This window comes from Desulfosoma sp. (genome assembly GCA_037481875.1).
In the GTDB taxonomy this organism is placed as follows: Bacteria; Desulfobacterota; Syntrophobacteria; order Syntrophobacterales; family DSM-9756; genus Desulfosoma.
The window spans coordinates 103,570-125,086 of record JBBFKY010000002.1; the positions used below are offsets into that span (position 1 = coordinate 103,570).

The window sequence follows — 21,517 nt, forward strand, 5'->3', positions numbered from 1 at the left end:
TCAACAGGAGAATCACTTATGCAGACGGTGGCGGACAAAATCAAGGAACTGCGAGAGCGCGAAGCGAAGATCAAAGAGATGGGCGGCGAAAAGGCCGTCGCTGCGCAGCATGAGCGGGGAAAAATGACCGCGCGGGAACGTTTGGAATATTTCTTTGACCCCGGAACGTTTCGTGAACTGGACATCTTCGTCAAGCACCGCGGGACCTTGTTTGGCCTGGACAAGATGGACATTCCTGCAGACGGCGTCATTACGGGTTACGGCCTGGTGAATGGTCGACAGGTGTTCGCCTTTTCCCAGGACTTTACCGCTCGAGCCGGCACTTTGGGGGAAATGCATTCACGCAAGATCTGTAAAGTTATGGACCTGGCCCTCAAAGCCGGAAAACCCTTTGTGGGTTTCAACGATTCAGGGGGTGCTCGTATTCAGGAAGGGGTGGATGCCTTGTCCGGATACGGTCAGATCTTTTATCGCAACGCCATCAGTTCCGGGGTGATTCCCCAGATTTCCGCCATTATGGGACCGTGCGCCGGCGGTGCGGTGTATTCTCCGGCCATGACGGACTTCGTCTTCATGGTGAAAAACACCAGCTACATGTTCATTACAGGTCCTGATGTCATTAAATCGGTGCTGGGAGAAGAGATCACCCAAGAAGAGCTGGGCGGAGCCATCGCCCACAGCACCAAGAGCGGGGTTGCGCATTTCGCCTGCGAAAACGATCAGCATGCTATCGATGAAATCAAAAGGCTCCTGACTTTCTTGCCGGATAACAACATGGAAGACCCTCCCATTGTGGATACCGGCGATGATCCGTATCGGCTGGCTCCCGAGCTGGATACGATCCTTCCGGATAATCCCATGGGTGCTTATGACATGAAGGATGTCATTCGTGCCATTGTGGATCGAGGGGATTTTTTTGAGGTCCACGAAGGATATGCTCAAAACATGGTGGTAGGCTTTGGGCGACTCAACGGCCGAACCATCGGAATCATTGCCAACCAGCCTAAAGTGTTGGCCGGCTGCTTGGATGTGGATTCTTCCGATAAGGCCACGCGGTTCATTCGCTTCTGCGATGCTTTTAACATTCCTTTATTGACCTTGGCGGATGTGCCCGGCTATTTACCTGGTAAGCAACAGGAATGGGGCGGCATCATTCGTCATGGTGCCAAACTTCTGTGGTGCTATTCCGAAGCGACGGTACCGAAGGTCACCCTCATTATTCGCAAGGACTATGGTGGATCCTACTTAGCCATGTGTTCCAAGGATCTGGGTGCCGATATCGCTTTGGCATGGCCGACGGCGGAAATCGCCGTCATGGGCGCCGAAGGTGCGGCCAATATTATCTTTCGAAAAGATATTCAGTCGGCACCGGATCCCGTGGCGAAGCGAAAAGAAAAAATCGAGGAGTATCGAAATCTCCTCTACAACCCCTACATTGCCGCTTCTCGAGGATATATCGACGCAGTTATCGTTCCCAGTGAAACTCGGGCTCGCCTCGTGGAAGCCTATGAACTTCTGGCGACCAAACGGCAGGCTTTACCTCCCAAAAAGCATGGGAACATTCCCATGTAATGAAAAACAGCACAAAAGCCTTTGGAAAAAGGAAATGGTTGAAAGGGACGGCCGTTGCGCCGTCCCTTTTCATTTTTCCAAAAGGGTTCATGTTCTCAGGTACAGGTTTCTTGAAGGCTGTTCGAGAACGTCCGAGGACCGTTGGGCCGAATGCGGTTGTAAAAGAGTAGCGAGGCACGCCTCGCCACGACAAGGCTTCAAGGGGGTCTTTTCCTAAAAACACAAAACTTCGACACGCTCTTTATGCACGAGGGACGCGCGCACCTTCAGATAAAAAACCGTTCTCGGAAGAAATTTTGAAAGGCTAACTTGCGCTTTTCCTTGAAAAAAAAGAGGATCATGGTCGGTCGGTCAGGCGGTAGGATTGGCCTGCCACTTGCAACACGTACTTTTGGGATTGGGAATCGTAGACCAGTCGAGAGGCCAGTTCGTAATAGGCAGGCTTGGCAAACCGTGCCAAAAGGTTTTTTCGCGTAGCCAGGCAGTAAAGGGCGCTTTCCGCCCTGACCGAAAGGGTTTCCGGCCTCAAGGCTTCCCTGCGCCCATCTTCCAACTGAATGTGAACAGCCTGAATATTCCCGTCGGTGTCCTCATCCAAGAACACATACCGAACCCACAAAGGCGCATCGGCAACCCGTACAGGATGAACTTCCCCTTCGCAACGCACGTAATAACGACCGTCTCTTTCAAAAAGGGAGCGGCTCAGCATGCGAAAAAGTTCAGGGTCCGTCACGGGATTTCCTTCACAGAACCAATTTCCATGCGCATCGATAAAGTAGTCATAAACGTGTTTTTGCTGCGGCATGCCCTTGTCCACGCCGTCGCTTCGGATCTAGAAGGTGAAATCCACGGCAATGATCTGGTCACAGAGGCTTCGAACCAATTCCAAGACTTTCATGTGTTCCGGGTGCGCTTGATATCGTTTCAGGGCTTCCATGTCCTGAAAGCTGGAAACCAAAGCAAAATCATAGGATCGTTGGGATCGAACGATGTCACGTCCAAAATCATAGGAAAGTATCTCCGGAATGGTTCCAGGGAGCCGATCCAGCCCCTGTTCCAACCGTGTGATATCCTCTTCGCCGACTCCCGGTTTGAATTTCATCACCACCACGTGTTTAATCATGGACGCCTCCGTTTTTCTTGATGTCACTTGTCGCCAAAACCCTTTCAAGACACCGCGTCACGCTTTTTTTCACGTCGCTTTTTCATTGCGACGGCTTATCCAGCTGTCTTGCTGTCTCTCAAGCGTCGTACGTCGCCGATACGAATCGTAAGCTTTTGCCCGTCAAAGTATTCCAGGAGAGGGATGGTGTACTTGCGGCTGGCCTGCGTCATTTCCTTAAACTGAGCCGCCGAAATCTCGCCATGTTGTTGCAGAAAGGCCACCAATTTATCCTGTAAGTCGGCGATGGCTTCGGCGTGGAAAAATAAATCCTCCTTGACCTTGATCAAACGTCCCTGATTCAGCATCCAATCCAGAACGTCTTTATGCTGCCGGGATGTTCCGGGAAGTCGACTGGACACATCTTTAAAAAAGGGAGGCTGTAGGCCGGCTTCTCGGTAAGTTTTTTCCATGTGCTCCTGAATCGCCTTTTCTTCAGCGCTCAAATCTCCCTTATGGCTGGCAAGACGCACCCATTCCTTTTCCAGGACCACGGTCCCTTCTTCCCCAAGTCGACGCAGCACGTAGTGAAGCAGCTTCGGATCCACGGGCCGGTCGGTCTGAGCCGGAATCTCCTCCTTGGGCATGCCGGGTTTAAGAGGGTTTTTTGCGTGGTAGGTTTCCAAAATGGTTTTGATGTCGGCCTGCAGGGAGGCTAAGGACTCGGGATCGATAAACCGACGGTTTTCTCGGTCGTAAAGGACGGCCTTTTTCCGGGAAAGGAGCGTTTCCAAGGCCTCGGAAAAAGATTTTCCGAAAAGGTTGGCTCGAATTTGGAGTTCTTTTTCAGAAACGCCAAGCCACCCGGCATCGCGAAGATGCCACCGAAGCACCTCGGAAGCTTCTCCGTCTTCCAAAGTTCTCAGGGCTTGGGCTGCCAAGGGTTTGTCTTTTCCCTTGTGCTTTTTGGGCACCGGATGCAAGACCGCGCCACCCCCCAGGGTTCGAATGGGCGAATAGGAACGCAAAACATAACGGTCTCCTCGAAGGACCGCTAAAGGTCGATCCAACCGTACCTGAGCATAGGTTTTTTCTCCTGGAGCCAGCTGCTCTCGGTCCAGAAGAACCAGGGTCGCCACCGTTTCGGTGGTTCCCGTATGAAACCGAATCTTCTGGCGGTCTTTGATCGGCTGGGGAATTTCGGGCAAGAGTTCCAGGGAAACATCCAGCATGTAACTCGAAAGCAGCGAATCCGGTGTTGCCACCACTTCGCCCCGTTGCAATGCTTCACGTTCCACACCTTGAAGATTGATGGCCGTCCGTTGCCCTGGAAAAGCTACCTGAACCTCCTGATTGTGGACCTGAAGACCTCGCACCTTGGTGCTTATCCCAGAAGGATAAACGGTCACGGGGTCCCCCACATGAAGCGTGCCTGAAAGACTGGTGCCGGTAACCACCGTGCCGAAACCTTTCATAGTGAAAACACGGTCGATGGACATGCGAAAGGGGCCTGAGGTGCTTCGAGCCGGGACTTTCGGGACCATTTGAAAGAGGACCTGTTTGAGGGTGTCCAGTCCTTCACCTGTGACCGCCGAAACCCGAACAATGGGGGCCTTTTCCAGGAAGGTTCCCTTAAGGAAATCGCGAATATCTTCTTCCACCATATCGACCCATTCACCATCGTCCACTAGGTCGATTTTGGTGAGCACCACCAGCCCTTCCTTGACACGAAGCAGTTGGCAGATTTCCAAATGTTCACGCGTTTGCGGCATCACGCCTTCGTCGGCGGCAATGACCAAAGCCACCAGATCGATTCCTGTGGCGCCGGCCACCATGTGCTTGACGAATCGTTCATGCCCGGGGACATCCACGATACCAAGCCGCGTGCCGTCGGGCAGATCCAGATAAGCAAAACCCAATTCGATGGTAATACCGCGGCGCTTTTCTTCCTTCAGCCTGTCCGTGTCGATGCCTGTCAGCGCACGAATAAGGGACGTTTTGCCATGGTCGATGTGACCGGCGGTGCCGAGCACGACTTGGTGCATGGTGCCTCCCTCGCTCACACGAAAAGCAAATGCAGTATCCCATTTTCTTCGGCATAGTGCCATAATCAGCACTGCAATTCAACGCCACAGTCCGCCAAGCTCCATAACCCACGGACTTTTGGCCATGTAGGGGCGGTTCGATGTGTCCGCTCCCCACCGAGCTCCATAGCCGACACACCTGTGTCAGGATAACATCAGACGAATTCTGCGGGCCGAACGCCGGCGTTCCTGGAAAATCGGCCGATTTGAAACGTAGCGTCATGGTATGCCGTGCTTCTGCCGCTTAAAATGGGGCCAGAGGTGAAGGAGGAAGGCTTGAGAAAGATGGGGTGCTGTGGTAGGAGGCGGCGAACGCCAGAATGGAATCGGCTTCCCTGAGGCAAAGCGCATGAGTCAAGCACGTCGTCGAAGAATACAAATAGGGGCGGTTTTTTTGTGGATTGTTCTGGTCATGGTCGCCGTGGCCGCAGTCTTGGGTTTTCGACTGCTCCTATTCAGTCTCACTCCCACTCCGAAACTTGAAGCCTCCACAAAGATTTTCATTCGGCCCGGAACAGGGGCTCACGCCGTGGCGGCTCTTCTGGAAAAAGAGGGTGTCATCACTCAGGCGAACCTTTTTTACTGGTACGCTCGAGTCCGTGGCATGGCCGGCAAGATGAAAGCTGGAGAATATCAATTCTCTGCGGCACCGACTCCGAAGCTCGTTCTGGAAACTCTGGTCGAAGGCAAGGTGGTGGCCTACAAGGTGACCATTCCGGAAGGGGCCACCGTGAAGGATGTTGCCCGTCTCGTAGCTGCTTCAGGACTGGCCGATACCGATGAGATCTTGGAGCTGGCTCGAGATCGACACCTTGTCACGTCCCTAGGCCTGCCAGATAGCACTTCCCTGGAAGGATATCTTTTCCCGGAAACCTATCTCTTTCGGCGTAGCGACCGACCTCGGGACATTCTCAAGCGCATGGTGCTGGAATTCTGGCGAAGATTTTCACCGGAGCGGCAAGCCCAAGCCCGCCGAATGGGTTTTACGGTTCATGAAACAGTGACGTTGGCTTCCCTGGTGGAAAAAGAGGCGGTTATGGACAGGGAACGGCCTGTGATCGCGGGGGTTTTTTTGAACCGCCTCCAGCGCAATATGCCTCTTCAAAGTGATCCCACTGCGGTCTATGATCTTGAAGATTTTTCAGGTCCCATTCTTCGACGTCACCTGGAACGGGAAAGCCCCTACAACACCTACGTTCATAAAGGGCTTCCTCCTGGACCCATTTGTAACCCGGGTGAAAAATCCCTGCGAGCCGTCCTGGAAGCTCAAAAGACTCCATTCCTCTATTTCGTCAGTAACAATGATGGTTCTCACACATTTTCGAGCAGTTACGACGAACACCTGCAAGCGGTGGCTCGTGTTCGTGCTCTGAAACGAGAAAACCGAAACGGGGCCAAACTGGAAGCGGATCATCTCAAAACAGAGGATATTCCATGAGTTCAGAAGCAGGATACCCCAAAGAGCTTCGAAGGGCGGCAAGCCTTATTCTCGCCGCCGGAAAGGGCAGTCGCATGCTCGGGTACGACGGCAACAAAACCCTATTGCCCCTTTCCCCCCTTCCGCAAAACCCTTACCAGGGCTCTCGACCGATGCTTTTGGAAGTTTTGGAAAACCTTCCTTTGGGCCCTAAAGGCATCGTGGTGCATCACCGTGCCGAAGATGTCCGCCGTGAAACTTCCCTTTACCCCTGCACCTATATTCATCAGCCTGTCACCGACGGTACCGGAGGGGCTGTGCTGGCGGCTCGACCTTTCCTGAAAAACCTTGACGAAGACGCGGTGATCATCACCATGGGCGATGTGCCTCTCATCCGTCCCGAAACCTATCTGCGTCTTTTGCAAGGGCTTCAGGAAGCTTCCATGACCCTTCTGGCCTTTCGACCCGAGGATGCGGCCCAATACGGAAAACTCGACGTGCACAAGAATCGTGTGCGACGCATCGTGGAATGGAAATATTGGAACACTATGCCGGGACAAATGCATGGAGCTCCTTGCAATGCGGGTGTTTACGCCGTGCATCGGGAGACTTTGCTGGAAGGTCTGGAGACCCTCTGCCGCCTTCCTCATGAGGTCCAAAAGCAAAGAGACGGGCAATGGGTGACGATCCAGGAGTATTTCCTCACCGACTTGGTGGAAATCCTTCACACTAAAGGCTTTGTGGTCACCTTTACCATGGCGGAAGCGTGGGAGGTCATGGGAGTGGACACTCCCGAGGCTTTGCAAAGGGTTCAGAAAATCTACCGTTTACGTCAAAGAGACAATTGACCGTTAAAGAGGAATTGTTTTATTGTGCTCTTCGGTACAAACCGAAGCCGCAAAGCCGTCTTGGGAAAAGGTCCACGCACAAAGTTCCATCAACTGTCGAAGGAGGAATCCATGCCAGTTAAGCTTGTCGATCGAACCCCGTCCGCCTACTCCTACCCGCTCCTTATTAAGCATCTGCTTCACAAACCCTTGAGGTGCACACCTAATCAGGAAATCGTGTATCGGGACCTGTATCGATTCACGTACGCTCAGATGTTTCAAAGGGTTCATAAAGCAGCCAACATGCTTCGACAGCTCGGAGTCGAGCAAGGTTCCACGGTAGGAGTCATGGATTGGGACAGCCATCGGTATTTGGAATTGTTTTACGCTGTGCCCATGATGGGAGCCATTTTGCACACGGTCAATATTCGATTGTCTCCCGAGCAGATCCTTTTCACCATCAACCATGCGGAAGACGATGTGCTCTTGGTGCACACGGACTTTTTGCCTATCGTGGAAGCCATTCAGGATCAATTCCAAACCGTCAAGAAGATCCTTGTGCTTAAAGACGGCCCGGACCTGCCTGCCACAAAGGTCCGTTTGGACGGCGAATATGAAGAGCTTCTTTCGCAAGCCTCGGATTCTTACGACTTTCCTGATTTCGATGAAAACGCGAAAGCCACCACCTTTTATACCACGGGCACTACAGGACTTCCCAAAGGGGTTTATTTCAGTCATCGCCAGCTGGTGCTGCATACTCTGGCCGTATTGGCGGCGGCCGGATCCTACCATACGGCGGCCACCTTTCGATCCAACGATGTGTACATGCCTCTCACGCCCATGTTTCACGTGCACGCATGGGGAATACCCTTTGTGGCCGGCCAATTGGGCGTGAAACAAGTGTATCCAGGACGCTACGATCCGGCCGTGATCCTGAAGCTTTTGGTGACGGAAAAAGTGACTTTTTCCCATTGCGTGCCGACCATTTTGCATATGATTCTTACCAGCCCCGCGGCCAAGAGCGTGGATCTTTCCGGTTGGAAAATGATTATCGGCGGCTCCGCCCTTACCAAAGGCCTTTGCAAAGCGGCCATGGACCGAGGCATTGACCTGATCACGGGTTACGGTATGTCGGAAACCTGCCCGGTGCTCACCTTGGCCCAGCCTCAACCCGACATGATGCAATGGTCCGTGGATGAACAAATTCCCGTACGGTGCCGAACGGGTCAACCTATTCCTTTGGTGGACCTGCAGGTGGTCACTCCGGACGGCGTTCCCCTCCCCCACGATGGAAAAAGCACCGGAGAAGTGGTGGTTCGTTCACCCTGGCTGACCCAAGGGTATTTTAAGGATCCGGAACGTGCCGAGGAACTCTGGGACGGTGGGTGGCTTCATACAGGGGATGTTGGTTTTATCGACGAACGAGGTTATTTGCAGATCACCGACCGTATCAAGGATGTCATCAAGACCGGTGGGGAATGGATTTCCACTCTGATTCTGGAAGACATTCTCATGCAACATCCAGCGGTGAGTGAAGCGGCAGCCATTGGGGTGCCCGACGAAAAGTGGGGTGAACGCCCCATGGCTCTCGTGGTCCTTAAGGAAGACTTCAAGGGCAAGGTGACCCAAGAAGAGATTCGCCAGCATTTCATGCGCTTTGTGGAAGAAGGAACCATCACCAAATGGGCCGTTCCGGACAAGATCGGTTTTGTAGAGGCTCTGCCCAAGACCAGTGTCGGCAAACTGGACAAAAAGGTGATGCGTCAGCAATATCGTTAAGGCTTATGCGGAAAGGCGCTTCGGCGCCTTTCCGCCCATCTGTCCATCCCCTCGAACACGTCTACGGACGCCAGAATTCCGGAATCAAAAGCACCAGAACCGTGTAAATTTCTAAACGCCCCACAAGCATGCTCAAAGACAAAAGCCATTTGGCGGCTGTGGGAAGGCCCGCGTAGTTTTCGGCAGGCCCTACGGCACCAAAACCCGGCCCGACGTTTCCCATGGTGGCGGCTACGGAAGAAAAGGCGGTGAGAAGGTCCAGTCCCAAAGCGGCCATCATCAGGGTAAAAAGCACGTAAAGGCCCAGGAAAAGTATAAAAAATCCCCAGACGCTGTAGAGGACATCCGAGGGTACCATGCGGCCTCCAAGTTTCACCTGATAGATGGAGTGAGGGTGAATGAGGCGCATTATTTCTCGGTATCCATGCTTGATCAAGAGCATGACCCTCAGGCACTTGATCCCTCCGCCCGTAGAGCCGGCCGAGCCCCCTAAGAACATGCAAAAAAACAGGATTGCTTGGGTCAGGGGAGGCCATGTTTCATAGTCCGCCGTGGCAAATCCTGTGGTGGTTAGAATAGAGACGACCTGAAAGGCGGCGTACCGAAAGGCTCTCAAGGTCGAGTCATAGACCGATCCGTAAAGGCTTCCCGCGGTCGCCGCCGCGAGAACCATGCAAACCCCAAGGAAAAAGCGGCACTCGGGATCCCGCCAAAAGACTTGAGGTTTTCCTCCTATGGCCAAGTAGTGAAGAGAAAAATTAATGCCGGCCAGAAGCATAAAGATCGTGACCACACCATCGACGTAAGCGCTTTGGAAATGGCCCACCGAGGCGTTTCTAGTGGAAAAGCCACCGGTGGCCAGAGTGGTAAAGGTATGGCACAGGGCCTCAAAAAGGTTCAAACCGCCGGCCATTAACAGGGCCGTTTCAGCCACGGTAAAGATGATGTAGACCTTCCACAAAGCCACTGCAGTGTCTTTGATGCGAGGACGCAGCTTGTCCGGTACGGGAGAAGGAACTTCAGCCTTGTAAAGTTGCATGCCCCCGACGCCGAGAAAAGGAAGAATGGCCAAGGAAAGCACGATGATGCCCATACCTCCCAACCATTGCGTCAGAGCCCGCCACAGGAGAATTCCTTGAGGAACGCTTTCAATGTCGATCAGAACGGAAGCTCCGGTGGTGGTAAAGCCTGACATGGATTCAAAAAAGGCATCGGTGAATGACGGAAAGGTTTCGGCCAAATAGAAAGGCAAAGCCCCTAAAACCGCTGCACCGAACCAACCGCAAGTCACGATGAGAACGCCTTCTCGGTGAGCGATGACGGGAGAGATTTCTTTCTTGTAGGTCGACAACATGAGAACGGCGCCCGAAGCCGCCGCCACCGCCATGGTGAGGAGGATGGCGGTGTGGGCCCCGTCTTTGAAGGCGATGGAAAATCCCAAAGGAAGGAGCAGTGTTGCGCCGACGCACCACAGAAGGGCTCCGACGGCGCGCCCCACGAAAGGCCATGAAATCATGACGGCTTCACTCGAACCGAAAGGTGCTTTTCCACCAGAGGGACCGCTTTTCGGGCACACAGAACCACGATGCGATCCCCCGCTTGAATAACCGTTTTCCCCGTGGCAATAACCACCTCATTGGCTCTCACCACCGCCAGCACCAGAGCGCCTTTAGGAAATTTGACATCTTTCAAGGGCCGATTCACGATGGGTGAATGGGCCACGGCTTCCGCCTCCAGCACCTCGGCCTCTTCCCCTCGAAGTGACACGGCCGAAAGGATTTTTCCTTGGCGCACGTACTGCAAAATGCTGTTGATAGCCGAAAGCCGCGGATTGACCACACGCCCCAAACCTACCGCTTGGGCGATAGGCATGTAAGCGAACTTGCTCAGACGCGTGATGATCCTTTGCGCTCCCAACCGCTGGGTCAACAGGGAGCAGAGCATGTTGGTTTCTTCGTCGCCGGTAAGAGAGAGGACCAAGTCCATCTGGGCGATGTTTTCCTCCATCAGGATGTCCTGGTCTGTTCCATCCCCGTGAAGCACAATGGTTTTGTTGAGGGTTTGCGAAAGCACATCACAACGAGCGCGATCCTTTTCCAGCAGCCGCACACGGACATCTCGTTTTTCCAATTGCTTGGCCAGTCTCAGCCCGATATCCCCTCCCCCGATGATCAAAATGTTTTCCGGAGGTCTTCCTCGACACCCAAAAAAAGCCAGCACACTCCGCATGTGGTCCTTGTCGGAGACCACGTAGATCAAGTCCCCGGCACGTAGAAAATCTTTCCCGGTAGGGACGATCAAGTGGTCATGGCGAAAGACGGCGCCAACAATGTAGGGAAGGTTTGGGGACGCTTGACCCAATTCAATGAGGGATTTGCCCTCGAGAGGGGATCGGGAAGGCACTCGAAGACCGACGAGCTGAATGCGTCCCTCAGCCAATTCCCAAATATCTTCCGCATCCGGGACGGCCATGAGGCCTTCGATGGTGCGCACCAGTTCCTGATCTGGGTTGATGATCTTGTCAAGGTTAAGGTGCTTTTCCAGTAATCCGGGTTGAAACTGGGTGTAGGCGTCGTTGCGTATACGAGCCAGTTTTTTGATGTGTGGAGCAAGAATGTTGGCGTAAAAGGTGGCGATCAGATTGGTTTCGTCGGCGTCTGTCACCGCCAGAAAGGTCTGGGCCTCTTCAATGCCGGCGGCCTGAAGCATACGCGGGTCACTGCCGGAACCTTCCAAAGTCTGCACATCGGCCAAGTCCGAAAGGCGCTTGAGGGCCTCCGGGTTCCTGTCAATGACGACCACTTCCTTGTGTTCTAGGGACAGTCGTTGCGCAATATGAAAGCCGACTTCACCCGCTCCAACAATGATAAGCTTCAAAGATCCGCCTCCACCCCTCACCTTTTCGCCACAGGGTTCGGTCCCCTCTCCTTTAGCAGAACCAAGCCCACAATGGAAGATGGAGTGGCAGAATCTCTTGCGTGAAGTTTGCGAATCTGCTAGAAGGGAACATTGTGAAATAAAACGCGCACAGGAGGGAACGATGTCGCAATGGGCATGGCGTCTTGGAATGTTGGTGGTAGGTTGTGTTCCCGCGATCATCGGCGGGGGATTGTTTTGGCATTTTTTTGAAAAGTGGACGGCGGTTGTGGTTTGGGAAATCGTGCTGCTTTTCCTTTTAAGCCTTATCATTGCCAAAGGCGACAAAAAAGCGGCTCAGGAAGCCCATCACTAAAGACGGCTTTCAGGGGAACCCTATGGAATGCAAGAAGGAAAAAAATCTGCAGCTGTGCGTGTGTTCTTATGAACCTTGTGCCAAGAAGGGCCTTTGTTGTGAATGCCTTCAATACCACTTGAAAAGCCGCCAACTTCCGGGCTGTTGTTTTCCCAAGGATGCGGAACGCACCTATGATCGTTCTTTTGAACACTTCGCCCGTCTCGTGCAGGAAAAAAAGATCTGAGGCTTTTCTGAAAAACCCATATTTCTTCCGGCCTCTTCATCCCCGCCTCGGCGGGGATGTTCCCCGATCTCCCTCAAGGATTCCCATTGACCCCATTTGCGGGCTCGTGTAGATATGGCGCCCGACCGCTTCTTTGGACCCTCTCACGTATGCGAGAGGGTTTTTTACCATGGGCGCTAGGCAACCCGTAGAATGATCGATTTTAAGGGTTTGCCGGAGGAGAGACCGACATATGCAAAAGGACGCATCCCGAGGCTTCGTGATGGATCTTATGGACCTTGTGGTCTATTCATGGAAGTATCTTGTGCTAGGCATTGCGGTATGCCTGGCGGCGGCGACGCTTTATCTTTGGAAAGCGACCCCGCTTTATGCCGTGAAAATGCAGGTGCGACCCGGTATCACGGCTTTTGACGAAACGGGAAAAGAAATCCGTAGCTGGAACGTCGGGGATGTGATGGATTTTTTCCGGCAGGATGCCTACCGAGCTTTCCTTCCCGAGGATGGGGGTCTCCGTCGATCGCTCTCTTTGCATCCCGCGCAAGGCCGAAGCGCCACCACGGTCACGGTGACCTTGTATCATGCCGACCCCGCCGAAGGGGTTCAAATCCTTCGGCAATTCTATGAAAATGTGCTTCAGTACTATCAATCGTCGGGAAAAGAACCACTGATTGCCGTTTCCACCAAAAAGATTCAGGAAAGGATGCAAGCACTGGAAAGCTTGATCCATCATGTGGATTCCGTGGAACGACCATCTCTGAACATGGAAATAGAGGGCCGCAAAGCGGATCTTGTGACCAAAAGGCGTCTTTTGGAGTCCGTGGAAAAAAGGCTTCAGGAAATAACGGCTTTAAAGCCCGATGCCAACATGTTCCACGTGCTTCTGGAACATGAAAGCATGGTGAAAACGTTGCGCAATGAAATCGCTGAAGAGTCCCGAGTGTTGGCAAGCCTTCAACTGGCTCGAGACGCTCTAGACCTTAAAAAACGTCGTTTCGAAGCAGAAATGGCTCTGGAACGTCAGAAATTGGTCTCGCTGGTTCCTCTCGAACAGGTGGTGCCTCCCGTAGCCGGTCCCTCCCCTGTTCGACCTCAAAAGAAATGGCATCTGGTCGGGGCCGTTATGGCAGGAAGCTTTTTGGGCTTGTTGCTGGGTCTAGGCATGCGGGAGCGGCATGTTCGCAAAACCACCCTTCGGTGAAGCCGCATCAGTCGGTTCCGAGAAACACTCACGGAAGGGAACGAAGGAGGAATTTTCATGCATTTGCAAAAGCGTGTCCTCGTCACTGGCGGCGCCGGTTTTTTGGGATCCCATCTCTGCGAAAGGCTTCTGGATCTGGGACATGATGTCTTGTGTGTGGACAATTTTTATACGGGCACCAAAGGAAATATCGTGCACCTTTTGAATAACCCGTTTTTTGAATTACACCGTCATGATATTACCTTTCCGCTCTTTGTCGAGGTGGATCAAATCTACAACTTGGCCTGCCCTGCCTCCCCCGTGCATTATCAGAATGATCCCGTGCAGACGACCAAGGTGTGCGTCCATGGCTCCATTAATATGCTCGGACTGGCCAAGAGGCTTAAGGCTCGCATTCTGCAAGCTTCTACCTCGGAAGTATATGGTGATCCCACGATTCATCCTCAAACGGAAGATTACCGTGGCAACGTGAATCCCATCGGTCCCCGTTCTTGTTACGACGAGGGTAAAAGATGTGCGGAGACCTTGTTTTTCGATTACCGTCGCCAGCATAAGCTTTCCATCAAGGTGGCTCGTATCTTCAATACCTATGGACCCCGTATGCACCCCAATGATGGAAGGGTCGTGAGTAATTTCATCGTTCAAGCGCTCTTAAACAAGCCTTTGACGGTCTACGGCGATGGCTCTCAAACCCGATCCTTTTGCTATGTGGATGACATGGTTGAAGGTCTCATTCGACTCATGGAATCCCCGGAAGAAGTGACGGGCCCCATCAATTTAGGAAATCCCGACGAATTCACCATCATGGAGTTGGCTCAGTTGGTCTTGGAACTGACCGGATCCAAGTCCGAGATTCGCTTTGAACCTTTGCCCAAGGATGATCCCGTTCGCCGTCGTCCGGATATCACGCGAGCGAAACAGATTCTGGGTTGGGCGCCGACGGTGCCGCTGCGGGAAGGACTTCGCAAGACCATCGACTATTTTGATGACTTCTTGCGGGAACGAAGCCTCAGTGCCGAAGGCTTGGCGAAGACGCCACAAGATTCCGCCGGTTTTTAGGCCTTATGGAGAGGGGTTTCTTGAAAATCCCGGCGTCGGCATCCCTTATTCGAAACACCCTGTGGATGCTCGGTGGATTTGGTTTTCGCCTCGGGGTGCAGTTTGCCACCTTTGTCCTGGTGGCTCGTCTACTTCGCCCGGAAGCATTCGGTGTTTTTTCAGGGTGTTTGGCCGTCGTTTCCGTTTTGGTGCCTTTCGCCACATGGGGCACCGGCAATATTCTTATCAAACACACGGCACGCCAACCGAAACTCTTTGCCACTTATTGGGGTGCGGCACTGCTTACGGCCATCCTCTCAGGATTGGCACTCATAGCCTGCGCTGTAGGTCTCGGGATCGTGCTCTTTTCACCTCAGCTGGCCTTAACCGTCATGGCTCCCATCGCCGTTGCCGATCTGCTGGGAACACGGTGCGCGGACTTGGCCAGTCAAGCTTTTCAAGCCCAACAGAAATTATCCGGAACGTCGATCATCTGGAGTGCCGTAAGTCTGTTGCGCCTTTTGGGGGCGGTTGCTCTGGGGTGGCTTCCCATGGAAAAAACGGCAGCCCTATGGTCTTTCTTTTATATGCTCAGTGGGTTGGGGTCCGGCCTTTTCGGCGTTCTGTGGGTAAGGGTGCTTTGGGGACGGGCTTCGTGGTCCTTGAAACCGCTCCGCGGACAATGGCGCGAAGGTTTTTATTTCGCTGTAAGTCTTTCGGCTCAGGGGGCCTATAATGACATTGATAAGACCATCCTTTTGAGATTAGGGTCTGGGGACATGGCGGGAGCTTACGCGGCGTGCTATCGGTTGGTGGATGCCGGCTTTACGCCCATCAAAGCGCTTTTGGCTTCCACGTATCCCAGGTTTTTTCAGGAAGGGGCCAAGGGGCTTGGGGCGGCTTTGCAGTTTTCACGAAAACTTTTGCCCTGGTCCTGCGCCTACGGCACTCTTGCCTGGGTAGGCCTCACGGTCTGCGCTCCCATTTTTCCATGGATTTTGGGACGTGACTACGCTCTGACCCCTGCCATCATTCCTTGGCTGGCTCCATTGCTTCTCATTCGAACGGTGCATTTTTTGGCGGCGGACGCTTTAACAGGTTCCGGCTATCAGGGACACCGAACAGTCGCGCAGGTGGGTGTGGCTGCGCTCAACCTGGTGCTTAACCTGTGGTGGATTCCGCGTTATGGATGGCTCGGCGCGGCTTGGAGTAGTCTAATTTCGGACGGAGCATTGGCTGTGGTCTTGTGGATCCTGGCTCGAACCTTGAGAAGGCGCCATGGTTAAGCGTCTGGGTTTGGTCGCGGAAAAACTTCTGCACATGGCCGTTCTCTGGCTTCTCATGGACTTTTTTCTTCCCTTATGGGCGGAAATGAAGGGTCTTCCTGAACCCGCCGGCTTGGAACCTGAACAGGTGTTCGTGGTATTGTTTTCCTTGGGCTTTGTAACGGCCGTGGTCTTCACAACCCCGTGGAAATTCCTTCACACCTTGTGGCGTTCATCCCTGGTGTGGATCCTTCTTTTGTGGGCCGCCTTTTCCTTTTTCTGGTCCGAAGCACCGGATTTGACCTTACGTCGAACGGTAGGTGTTGCCATCGTTGCCGTTTATGCTATGGCCCTTCGGGTTCGCTTCACCGACCAGGAATTTTTGACCTTGCTGGGATGGACGTTCTTCATCGCCCTTGGCATCAGCCTGATGCTAGTGCTGGGAGCGCCCCATTGGGCGGTGATGGAATATCCCCATGAAGGCGCATGGAACGGTGCCTTTCTTCATAAGAATGTTCTTGGGCGAATCTCGGCACTGGGAGTGCTGACTTTCGGTTTTGTTCGCTGGACCGACCAACGGCCCCACCTGTGGAACGTCGCTTTGGTGCTTGCCGTGGTAAGTCTCTGGAAATCACAGTCGGCTTCGTCCCTTGTGGTTGTCGTTGTCTTGAGCGCTCTGGGGCTTGGGCTTCGTGAACTGCCCCGTCGACGTCTCTGGAAAGGGCCCACCATCTTCGTCTTTGCTCTGGGATTTGCCACCGCAGCCTTTTATGCCATGCTCAATTTCGATCTGATTTTACAAGTGCTTCGGCGAGATGTAACCTTAACCGGGCGCACGCCGCTCTGGGCCGCTTTGATTCCCCTTCTTCGGGACAGGCTCTGGACCGGGTATGGTTTTCGAGCTTTTTGGCTGGGATGGGAAGGACCTTCCGCAGAAGTTTACAGAGTCCTGACCTGGTTGCCGGAACATGCGCACAACGGTTTTCTGGATCTCTGGCTGGAACTGGGGCTTGTGGGAATGATGCTCGGAGCCGGCTTGCTGCTCAGCCCTCTTGTTTTTCACTGGCGGACCGCCACCCAAGGACGCCCCCTGGCCTTGTTTTGGGTTCTTCTCGGCTTGTTTATTCTGTTTTATAACCTTCCGGAATCCTATTTCATGCGCCCCAACAGTATTCTCTGGCTGTTGGCGGTGGCCGCGGCCACTGTGCCGCCGGATCAGGAGGAGGAACGCTCTTGAAGACCCGTCCACGCATTCTGGCCTTTAGGGATCACCTCCTTCCCTTAAGTGAAACCTTTGTGGTCAATCAAACGCTTGGCTTGGAAAATTTTGAAGCCTACTTGCTCGGATCCAAACCCGGCCATGAACCTCGGATTCAGCTTCCGCCGGATCGAATGCGATTGATCAATCCAGGAACTCGCCGAGGATTTCTTCGGGAAATCCTTTTCAAGTTTTTTGGTATGATTCCTCGAGACATTTTGGATTGGTGCCGGTCCGTGCGCCCTGTGCTCATCCATGCCCACTTCGGCCCGGACGGAAGCCTTGCCATGCCTTTAGCTGAACGACTTAAGGTACCGCTTATCGTCAGTTATCACGGAAGTGACGCTACGGTTAAGGATGAGTATTCCTGGGGTTCCTCTGTGGGTCACCGACTTTATCGCCTGCGCCGTAAAAAATTGGTACGGACGGCGCAAGCCTTTGTGACTCCAAGTCGTTTCGTCAAGGCTATGGCGGTGAGGCGACAGGGAATTCCTGAACACAAGATCGAAGTCATTCCTCACGGGATTGACCTGAACCGTTTTCGGCCCGACGCGTCTCCGAAACCAGGTCGCATTCTCTTTGTCGGACGCCTTGTTGAACAAAAAGGACTGCACCATCTCATCGAGGCTGCTGCAAGGATTCGGGACTCTTTTCCTCAATTGCACCTGAGGATCGTCGGTGACGGTCCTGACCGCTCCATTTTTGAAACGCTTGCCCGAAATAAGCTCGGGGCCGCGTGCACTTTCCTGGGAGCCCTGTCCCATGACGCCGTGCGCCATGAAATGCAGAAAGCATACGTTTTTTGTATGCCGACCCTCAGGATGCCGAACGGTGAAGCGGAAAGTTTTGGAATGGTCTACGTGGAAGCGCAGGCCTGTGGTGTTCCTGTGGTGGGTTATGCCGTAGGAGGCGTTCCTGAAGTTGTGCTCCACGGCGAAACCGGGTTTCTTGCCCCAGAACACGATGCTTCGGCCCTGACATCCTATCTCAAGACCTTGATGGAAAACGACGATCTTAGGAATGCCATGGGTCGAGCCGGGCGGGCCTGGGTGGAAGGCCGTTTTGATCGACGCGTTCAAAACACGGTCTTGGAAAATTTGTACCGTCGAGTCTGTGGTCTAGGTGAGAAGCCATGAATCCGAAAAGACTTGGTTACCTTTCCGGAGCTCCTCGAGTGTCCACACGGCCGGAAGCAGAAGCCGCTGGACCCAGGTCGCATATTTTGGGTTTTATCGGGGCATTTCGCAATCTGGGCTGGGAGGTGCGTCCGTTTATCGTTGGGGATCGCATGCCTGCGGCATGGGTAAACGCAGGCTCAGAACAGAAACTGCGCCGGGGTTTGGGGACTCGAATGGCCGCCGATCTGGTGCGGCTTGTCCTCGCTTATCGTTATCGCCGCACGGCATGGCAGGAAGTTGGACCGGTAGACTGGGTCTATGAGCGCTTTGGGATTTTTCAGTCTCTCGGGCGAGCCTTTCAGAAGCGTGGTATTCCGTGGATTTTGGAAACCAACGGGCCCTTTTTTTATGAAGCTAAAATGGAAAGGCGCAGCATCGCCCTGGGTCCCGTGGCGCGCCGATTAGAAATTCAAGCGTACCGTGACTGCGATGTTCTCGTGTGCATTACGAGTCCCTTACGGGATATCATCATGAGAGAAGCCGGCATACCTGAAGAAAAGATTGTTATTGTGCCCAACGGCGTCGACACCCATCGTTTTGATCCCGCCAAAGCCGACGGATCTCGCTATTTTGAAATGCCCACCTTGGGTTTTGTGGGAAGCCTCATCGCTTGGCAGGGGTTGGACCGCCTTATCATGGCTTTGGCTGAACTCAAGGAAGAAGGGATTCATTGGGCTCTGGTGGTCGCCGGAGACGGTCCGGAACGAAATTCTTGGGAAACCATGGCGCGAGATCGAGGGCTCAGCGATCGAGTCCTGTTTTTGGGGGGAGTTCCCTGGGACGACGTTCCCTTGGTGCTTGGGCGTGTCGACTTGGGGTATTCCGGGCAAGTTCCTTTAAAAATAGGCACCATGTACCATTCCCCCTTGAAGCTTTATGAATACCTGGCCATGGCCAAGCCCGTGGTGGCTGCGGCTTATGAAGATGCACTTCGCGTTGTAGTCCCGGAAGAAACGGGATATCTTTTCGCTCCGGATTCCATGACCGACCTAAAGGACGTGCTCCGTCGTGCTTACCGGGATCGGGATCGCTGGTCAAGCATGGGAACTAAGGCCCGAGAGCATGCCTTGACCCGTCATGGATGGGAAGTGCGAGTTCGACATCTCATCACAGAAGTGCAACGCATCTTGTCTCGAAAAGGGTCTTGATGGAAGCCGTTCAACTTTTAGGTGTCACGGTTCATGCACTCACTACTGAACAACTGACCGCAAGCGTCGTGGAAGCGGTGGAAAAAAAAGGCAAAGTGATTGTGGCCAATCACAACCTGCATAGTGTCTACTTGTACCATCACAATGCAACTTTTCGGGCCTTTTGCGATGCCGCCCGTATCATTCATGTGGATGGCATGTCTCTTGTGTTGTTGGCCAAAATTTTAGGCGTTCCTTTGCGTACGGAACATCGCACCACTTATGTGGACTGGATTGTTCCCCTGATGCAAGCGATGGCCCATAGGGGTTACCGAGTCTTTCATCTGGGAGGACGTCCCGGTGTGGGAGAAAAAGCTGTGGAAGTCTTGCGGCGCGCGGCTCCGAAGCTGCAGATACAAACCCACCACGGCTACTTTGATACAAAAGGACCGGAAAATCGGGCTGTCCTTGCTACGATCGCCGAATTTCATCCACATATTCTCATGGTCGGCATGGGTATGCCTCGCCAGGAAGCATGGATCCTTGATAATTTGGATGCCTTAAAAACCTCCGTGATTCTTAATTCGGGAGCCTGTTTTGACTTTGTGGCAGGCGTGGTGCCCATGCCGCCACGATGGATGGGCCGTTTGGGATTGGAATGGCTTTATCGGCTTATGAGTGAGCCGAAACGTTTGTGGAAACGATATCTGGTGGAACCCTTTTACCTGACCGGGCTTGTGGCTTCGGAATTCATCACCCGTCGTCTCGCACCGCGAACCAAGAATCGAGGATGAACCCCTATGAGTGAAGGACGTCTTCGCTCTTACGAACCGCTGCTTATTTCCACACACCGAGTGCTGGACCCTCTGGTGGCCGCCTTGGTGTTTCTCGCCGTCAGTGTCTATTTTCACAGCTACCATGAACCTTTATATCCGGCAACGGCCACCGTTATTTTTCTTCAAGGTCTCGGGATATTTCATCTTGCCGGAATTTATCGCTCTTGGCGGGGCACTCCTTTACGTCAGGAACTGTACCGAGTGCTTCTTGGCTGTCTTATTCTCTTCGGCACTTCTCTCATATTGGCCTATGCCGTCAAGATGAACGCCATTTATGCAAGGGAAGTGGTTTTGTCGTGGATGGTGATCTTGCCGATCCTTTTATGTTCCGAAAGACTGGTGCTACGCACCATTGTGCGAAGGTTGCGTGCCAAAGGCTGGAACATCCGCCAGGGTGTGGTCGCCGGTCGAGGGCATCTGGCTGAGCACCTTATTGCCTGTTTCAAGGAAAACCCTTGGATCGGAGTCAAGATCACGGGATTCTTTGACGACAAAAGCGACGAGCCTCTGGACAGCCTGCCCTACTTGGGACCGCTGAAGGATCTTCCTCAGTACGTCAAGGAAAAGAACATTCACCACGTTTATTTGGCCCTTCCCACCAAAGCCTATGAAAAAACGGAATGGCTGGTGAGGGAACTGGCGGACACGACGGCGTCTGTCTTCGTGGTTCCTGACGTTTTTCTCTTGGATGTGTTCCTCGGCGGCCACATGATCCGTCTGGACAACATGGCTTTTGTGGGACTCTGGGATTCTCCCCACATGGGCGTGAACAATCTCCTCAAACGCACCGAAGACCTGGTTCTGGGGAGCCTGGCGCTTCTCCTCGCTGCTCCTGTCATGGCCGTGATTGCCGTTCTTGTAAAACTGACGTCTCCTGGACCGATTCTCTTCAAACAATGGCGGTACGGCTTGGATGGGCAACCCATCAAGGTTTACAAGTTTCGCACCATGACGGTGTGTGAAGATGGGTATACGTTCAAACAAGCGACTAAGGGTGATCCTCGTGTGACCCCTCTTGGAAGCTTTCTGAGAAAGTCATCTCTCGACGAGCTTCCTCAACTTATCAATGTTCTTCAGGGGCGCTTGTCTCTTGTGGGACCTCGACCACACCCCGTAGCTTTAAATGAAGAATTTCGAAAAAAAGTTTTCGGCTACATGCTTCGCCACAAGGTGAGGCCCGGTATTACAGGGTTGGCCCAGATCAAGGGGTGGCGAGGAGAAACGGACACGCTGGAAAAGATGCAAAAAAGAGTGGAATTCGATCTGGAATACCTAAGGTCCTGGTCCTTGTGGCTTGATATCAAAATTCTCTTTTTGACCATTTTTCAAGTGTGGAAAAGCGAAAACGCCTATTGAACCCATAGAGGATTTTGTTTAA

The 21,517-nt window shown here is 53.3% G+C and carries 19 protein-coding genes; 14 read left to right on the top strand and 5 right to left on the bottom strand.

Annotated features, from left to right (window positions below; genetic code table 11):
- Positions 1 to 18 precede the first annotated feature (18 nt).
- Entirely contained in the window at positions 19 to 1,572 is a 1,554-nt protein-coding gene (locus tag WHS46_03345; protein MEJ5347708.1) for a carboxyl transferase domain-containing protein, read from the top strand.
- Positions 1,573 to 1,909: 337 nt separating this feature from the next.
- On the opposite strand, the gene WHS46_03350 is transcribed toward WHS46_03345, so the two are convergent.
- From WHS46_03350 to selB, 3 genes are all read right to left on the bottom strand, one after another.
- Positions 1,910 to 2,377: a hypothetical protein gene (locus tag WHS46_03350; protein ID MEJ5347709.1), complete on the bottom strand. Its 468-nt coding sequence runs from the start codon at positions 2,375 to 2,377 to the stop codon at positions 1,910 to 1,912.
- Between the two features lie 27 nt (positions 2,378 to 2,404).
- Positions 2,405 to 2,695, bottom strand: coding sequence for a Dabb family protein (locus WHS46_03355; GenBank protein ID MEJ5347710.1), 291 nt, complete (start codon positions 2,693 to 2,695; stop codon positions 2,405 to 2,407).
- A 95-nt stretch (positions 2,696 to 2,790) separates the two neighbouring features.
- A complete protein-coding gene (gene selB, locus WHS46_03360; protein MEJ5347711.1) occupies positions 2,791 to 4,719 on the bottom strand; it encodes a selenocysteine-specific translation elongation factor in 1,929 nt (642 codons plus the stop codon).
- Positions 4,720 to 5,107: 388 nt separating this feature from the next.
- Between selB and mltG the strand changes: the two genes are divergently transcribed.
- The 3 genes from mltG (at position 5,108) to WHS46_03375 (ending at position 8,781) form a co-directional block, all read left to right on the top strand.
- Positions 5,108 to 6,196 carry an endolytic transglycosylase MltG gene (mltG, locus tag WHS46_03365; GenBank protein ID MEJ5347712.1) on the top strand — a complete coding sequence of 363 codons (1,089 nt, stop codon included), beginning with the start codon at positions 5,108 to 5,110 and terminating at the stop codon, positions 6,194 to 6,196.
- On the top strand, positions 6,193 to 7,023 hold the full coding sequence (locus WHS46_03370) for an NTP transferase domain-containing protein (protein MEJ5347713.1): 831 nt from the start codon (positions 6,193 to 6,195) through the stop codon (positions 7,021 to 7,023). Before mltG ends, WHS46_03370 begins: the two co-directional genes overlap by 4 nt.
- A gap of 111 nt (positions 7,024 to 7,134) precedes the next feature.
- Positions 7,135 to 8,781, top strand: a complete 1,647-nt coding sequence (locus WHS46_03375; GenBank protein ID MEJ5347714.1) for a fatty acid--CoA ligase — start codon at positions 7,135 to 7,137, stop codon at positions 8,779 to 8,781.
- Between the two features lie 61 nt (positions 8,782 to 8,842).
- Here WHS46_03375 and WHS46_03380 read toward each other — a convergent pair whose 3' ends face one another.
- Positions 8,843 to 10,297, bottom strand: a complete 1,455-nt coding sequence (locus tag WHS46_03380) for a TrkH family potassium uptake protein (protein ID MEJ5347715.1) — start codon at positions 10,295 to 10,297, stop codon at positions 8,843 to 8,845.
- Positions 10,294 to 11,658: a Trk system potassium transporter TrkA gene (gene trkA / locus WHS46_03385; GenBank protein MEJ5347716.1), complete on the bottom strand. Its 1,365-nt coding sequence runs from the start codon at positions 11,656 to 11,658 to the stop codon at positions 10,294 to 10,296. The genes WHS46_03380 and trkA overlap by 4 nt, the downstream gene beginning before the upstream one ends.
- Positions 11,659 to 11,821: 163 nt before the next feature.
- On the opposite strand from trkA, the gene WHS46_03390 reads away from it, so the two are divergent.
- The 10 genes from WHS46_03390 (at position 11,822) to WHS46_03435 (ending at position 21,495) form a co-directional block, all read left to right on the top strand.
- Entirely contained in the window at positions 11,822 to 12,013 is a 192-nt protein-coding gene (locus WHS46_03390; GenBank protein ID MEJ5347717.1) for a hypothetical protein, read from the top strand.
- A 22-nt stretch (positions 12,014 to 12,035) separates the two neighbouring features.
- Complete coding sequence (locus tag WHS46_03395) at positions 12,036 to 12,239, top strand: DUF6485 family protein (protein MEJ5347718.1); 204 nt, start codon at positions 12,036 to 12,038, stop codon at positions 12,237 to 12,239.
- A gap of 232 nt (positions 12,240 to 12,471) precedes the next feature.
- The gene (locus WHS46_03400) at positions 12,472 to 13,437 is read left to right on the top strand and encodes a hypothetical protein (protein ID MEJ5347719.1); all 966 of its coding nucleotides are present in this window, start codon (positions 12,472 to 12,474) and stop codon (positions 13,435 to 13,437) included.
- A 57-nt stretch (positions 13,438 to 13,494) separates the two neighbouring features.
- On the top strand, positions 13,495 to 14,496 hold the full coding sequence (locus WHS46_03405) for a UDP-glucuronic acid decarboxylase family protein (GenBank protein ID MEJ5347720.1): 1,002 nt from the start codon (positions 13,495 to 13,497) through the stop codon (positions 14,494 to 14,496).
- A gap of 20 nt (positions 14,497 to 14,516) precedes the next feature.
- The gene (locus WHS46_03410) at positions 14,517 to 15,761 is read left to right on the top strand and encodes an oligosaccharide flippase family protein (protein ID MEJ5347721.1); all 1,245 of its coding nucleotides are present in this window, start codon (positions 14,517 to 14,519) and stop codon (positions 15,759 to 15,761) included.
- Positions 15,754 to 16,977: an O-antigen ligase family protein gene (locus WHS46_03415; GenBank protein MEJ5347722.1), complete on the top strand. Its 1,224-nt coding sequence runs from the start codon at positions 15,754 to 15,756 to the stop codon at positions 16,975 to 16,977. The genes WHS46_03410 and WHS46_03415 overlap by 8 nt, the downstream gene beginning before the upstream one ends.
- On the top strand, positions 16,974 to 18,134 hold the full coding sequence (locus tag WHS46_03420; protein ID MEJ5347723.1) for a glycosyltransferase: 1,161 nt from the start codon (positions 16,974 to 16,976) through the stop codon (positions 18,132 to 18,134). Before WHS46_03415 ends, WHS46_03420 begins: the two co-directional genes overlap by 4 nt.
- Positions 18,131 to 19,324 carry a glycosyltransferase gene (locus WHS46_03425; protein MEJ5347724.1) on the top strand — a complete coding sequence of 398 codons (1,194 nt, stop codon included), beginning with the start codon at positions 18,131 to 18,133 and terminating at the stop codon, positions 19,322 to 19,324. The genes WHS46_03420 and WHS46_03425 overlap by 4 nt, the downstream gene beginning before the upstream one ends.
- Entirely contained in the window at positions 19,324 to 20,097 is a 774-nt protein-coding gene (locus WHS46_03430) for a WecB/TagA/CpsF family glycosyltransferase (GenBank protein ID MEJ5347725.1), read from the top strand. Before WHS46_03425 ends, WHS46_03430 begins: the two co-directional genes overlap by 1 nt.
- A gap of 6 nt (positions 20,098 to 20,103) precedes the next feature.
- The gene (locus WHS46_03435) at positions 20,104 to 21,495 is read left to right on the top strand and encodes an undecaprenyl-phosphate glucose phosphotransferase (GenBank protein MEJ5347726.1); all 1,392 of its coding nucleotides are present in this window, start codon (positions 20,104 to 20,106) and stop codon (positions 21,493 to 21,495) included.
- The last annotated feature ends 22 nt before the right edge of the window (positions 21,496 to 21,517 follow it).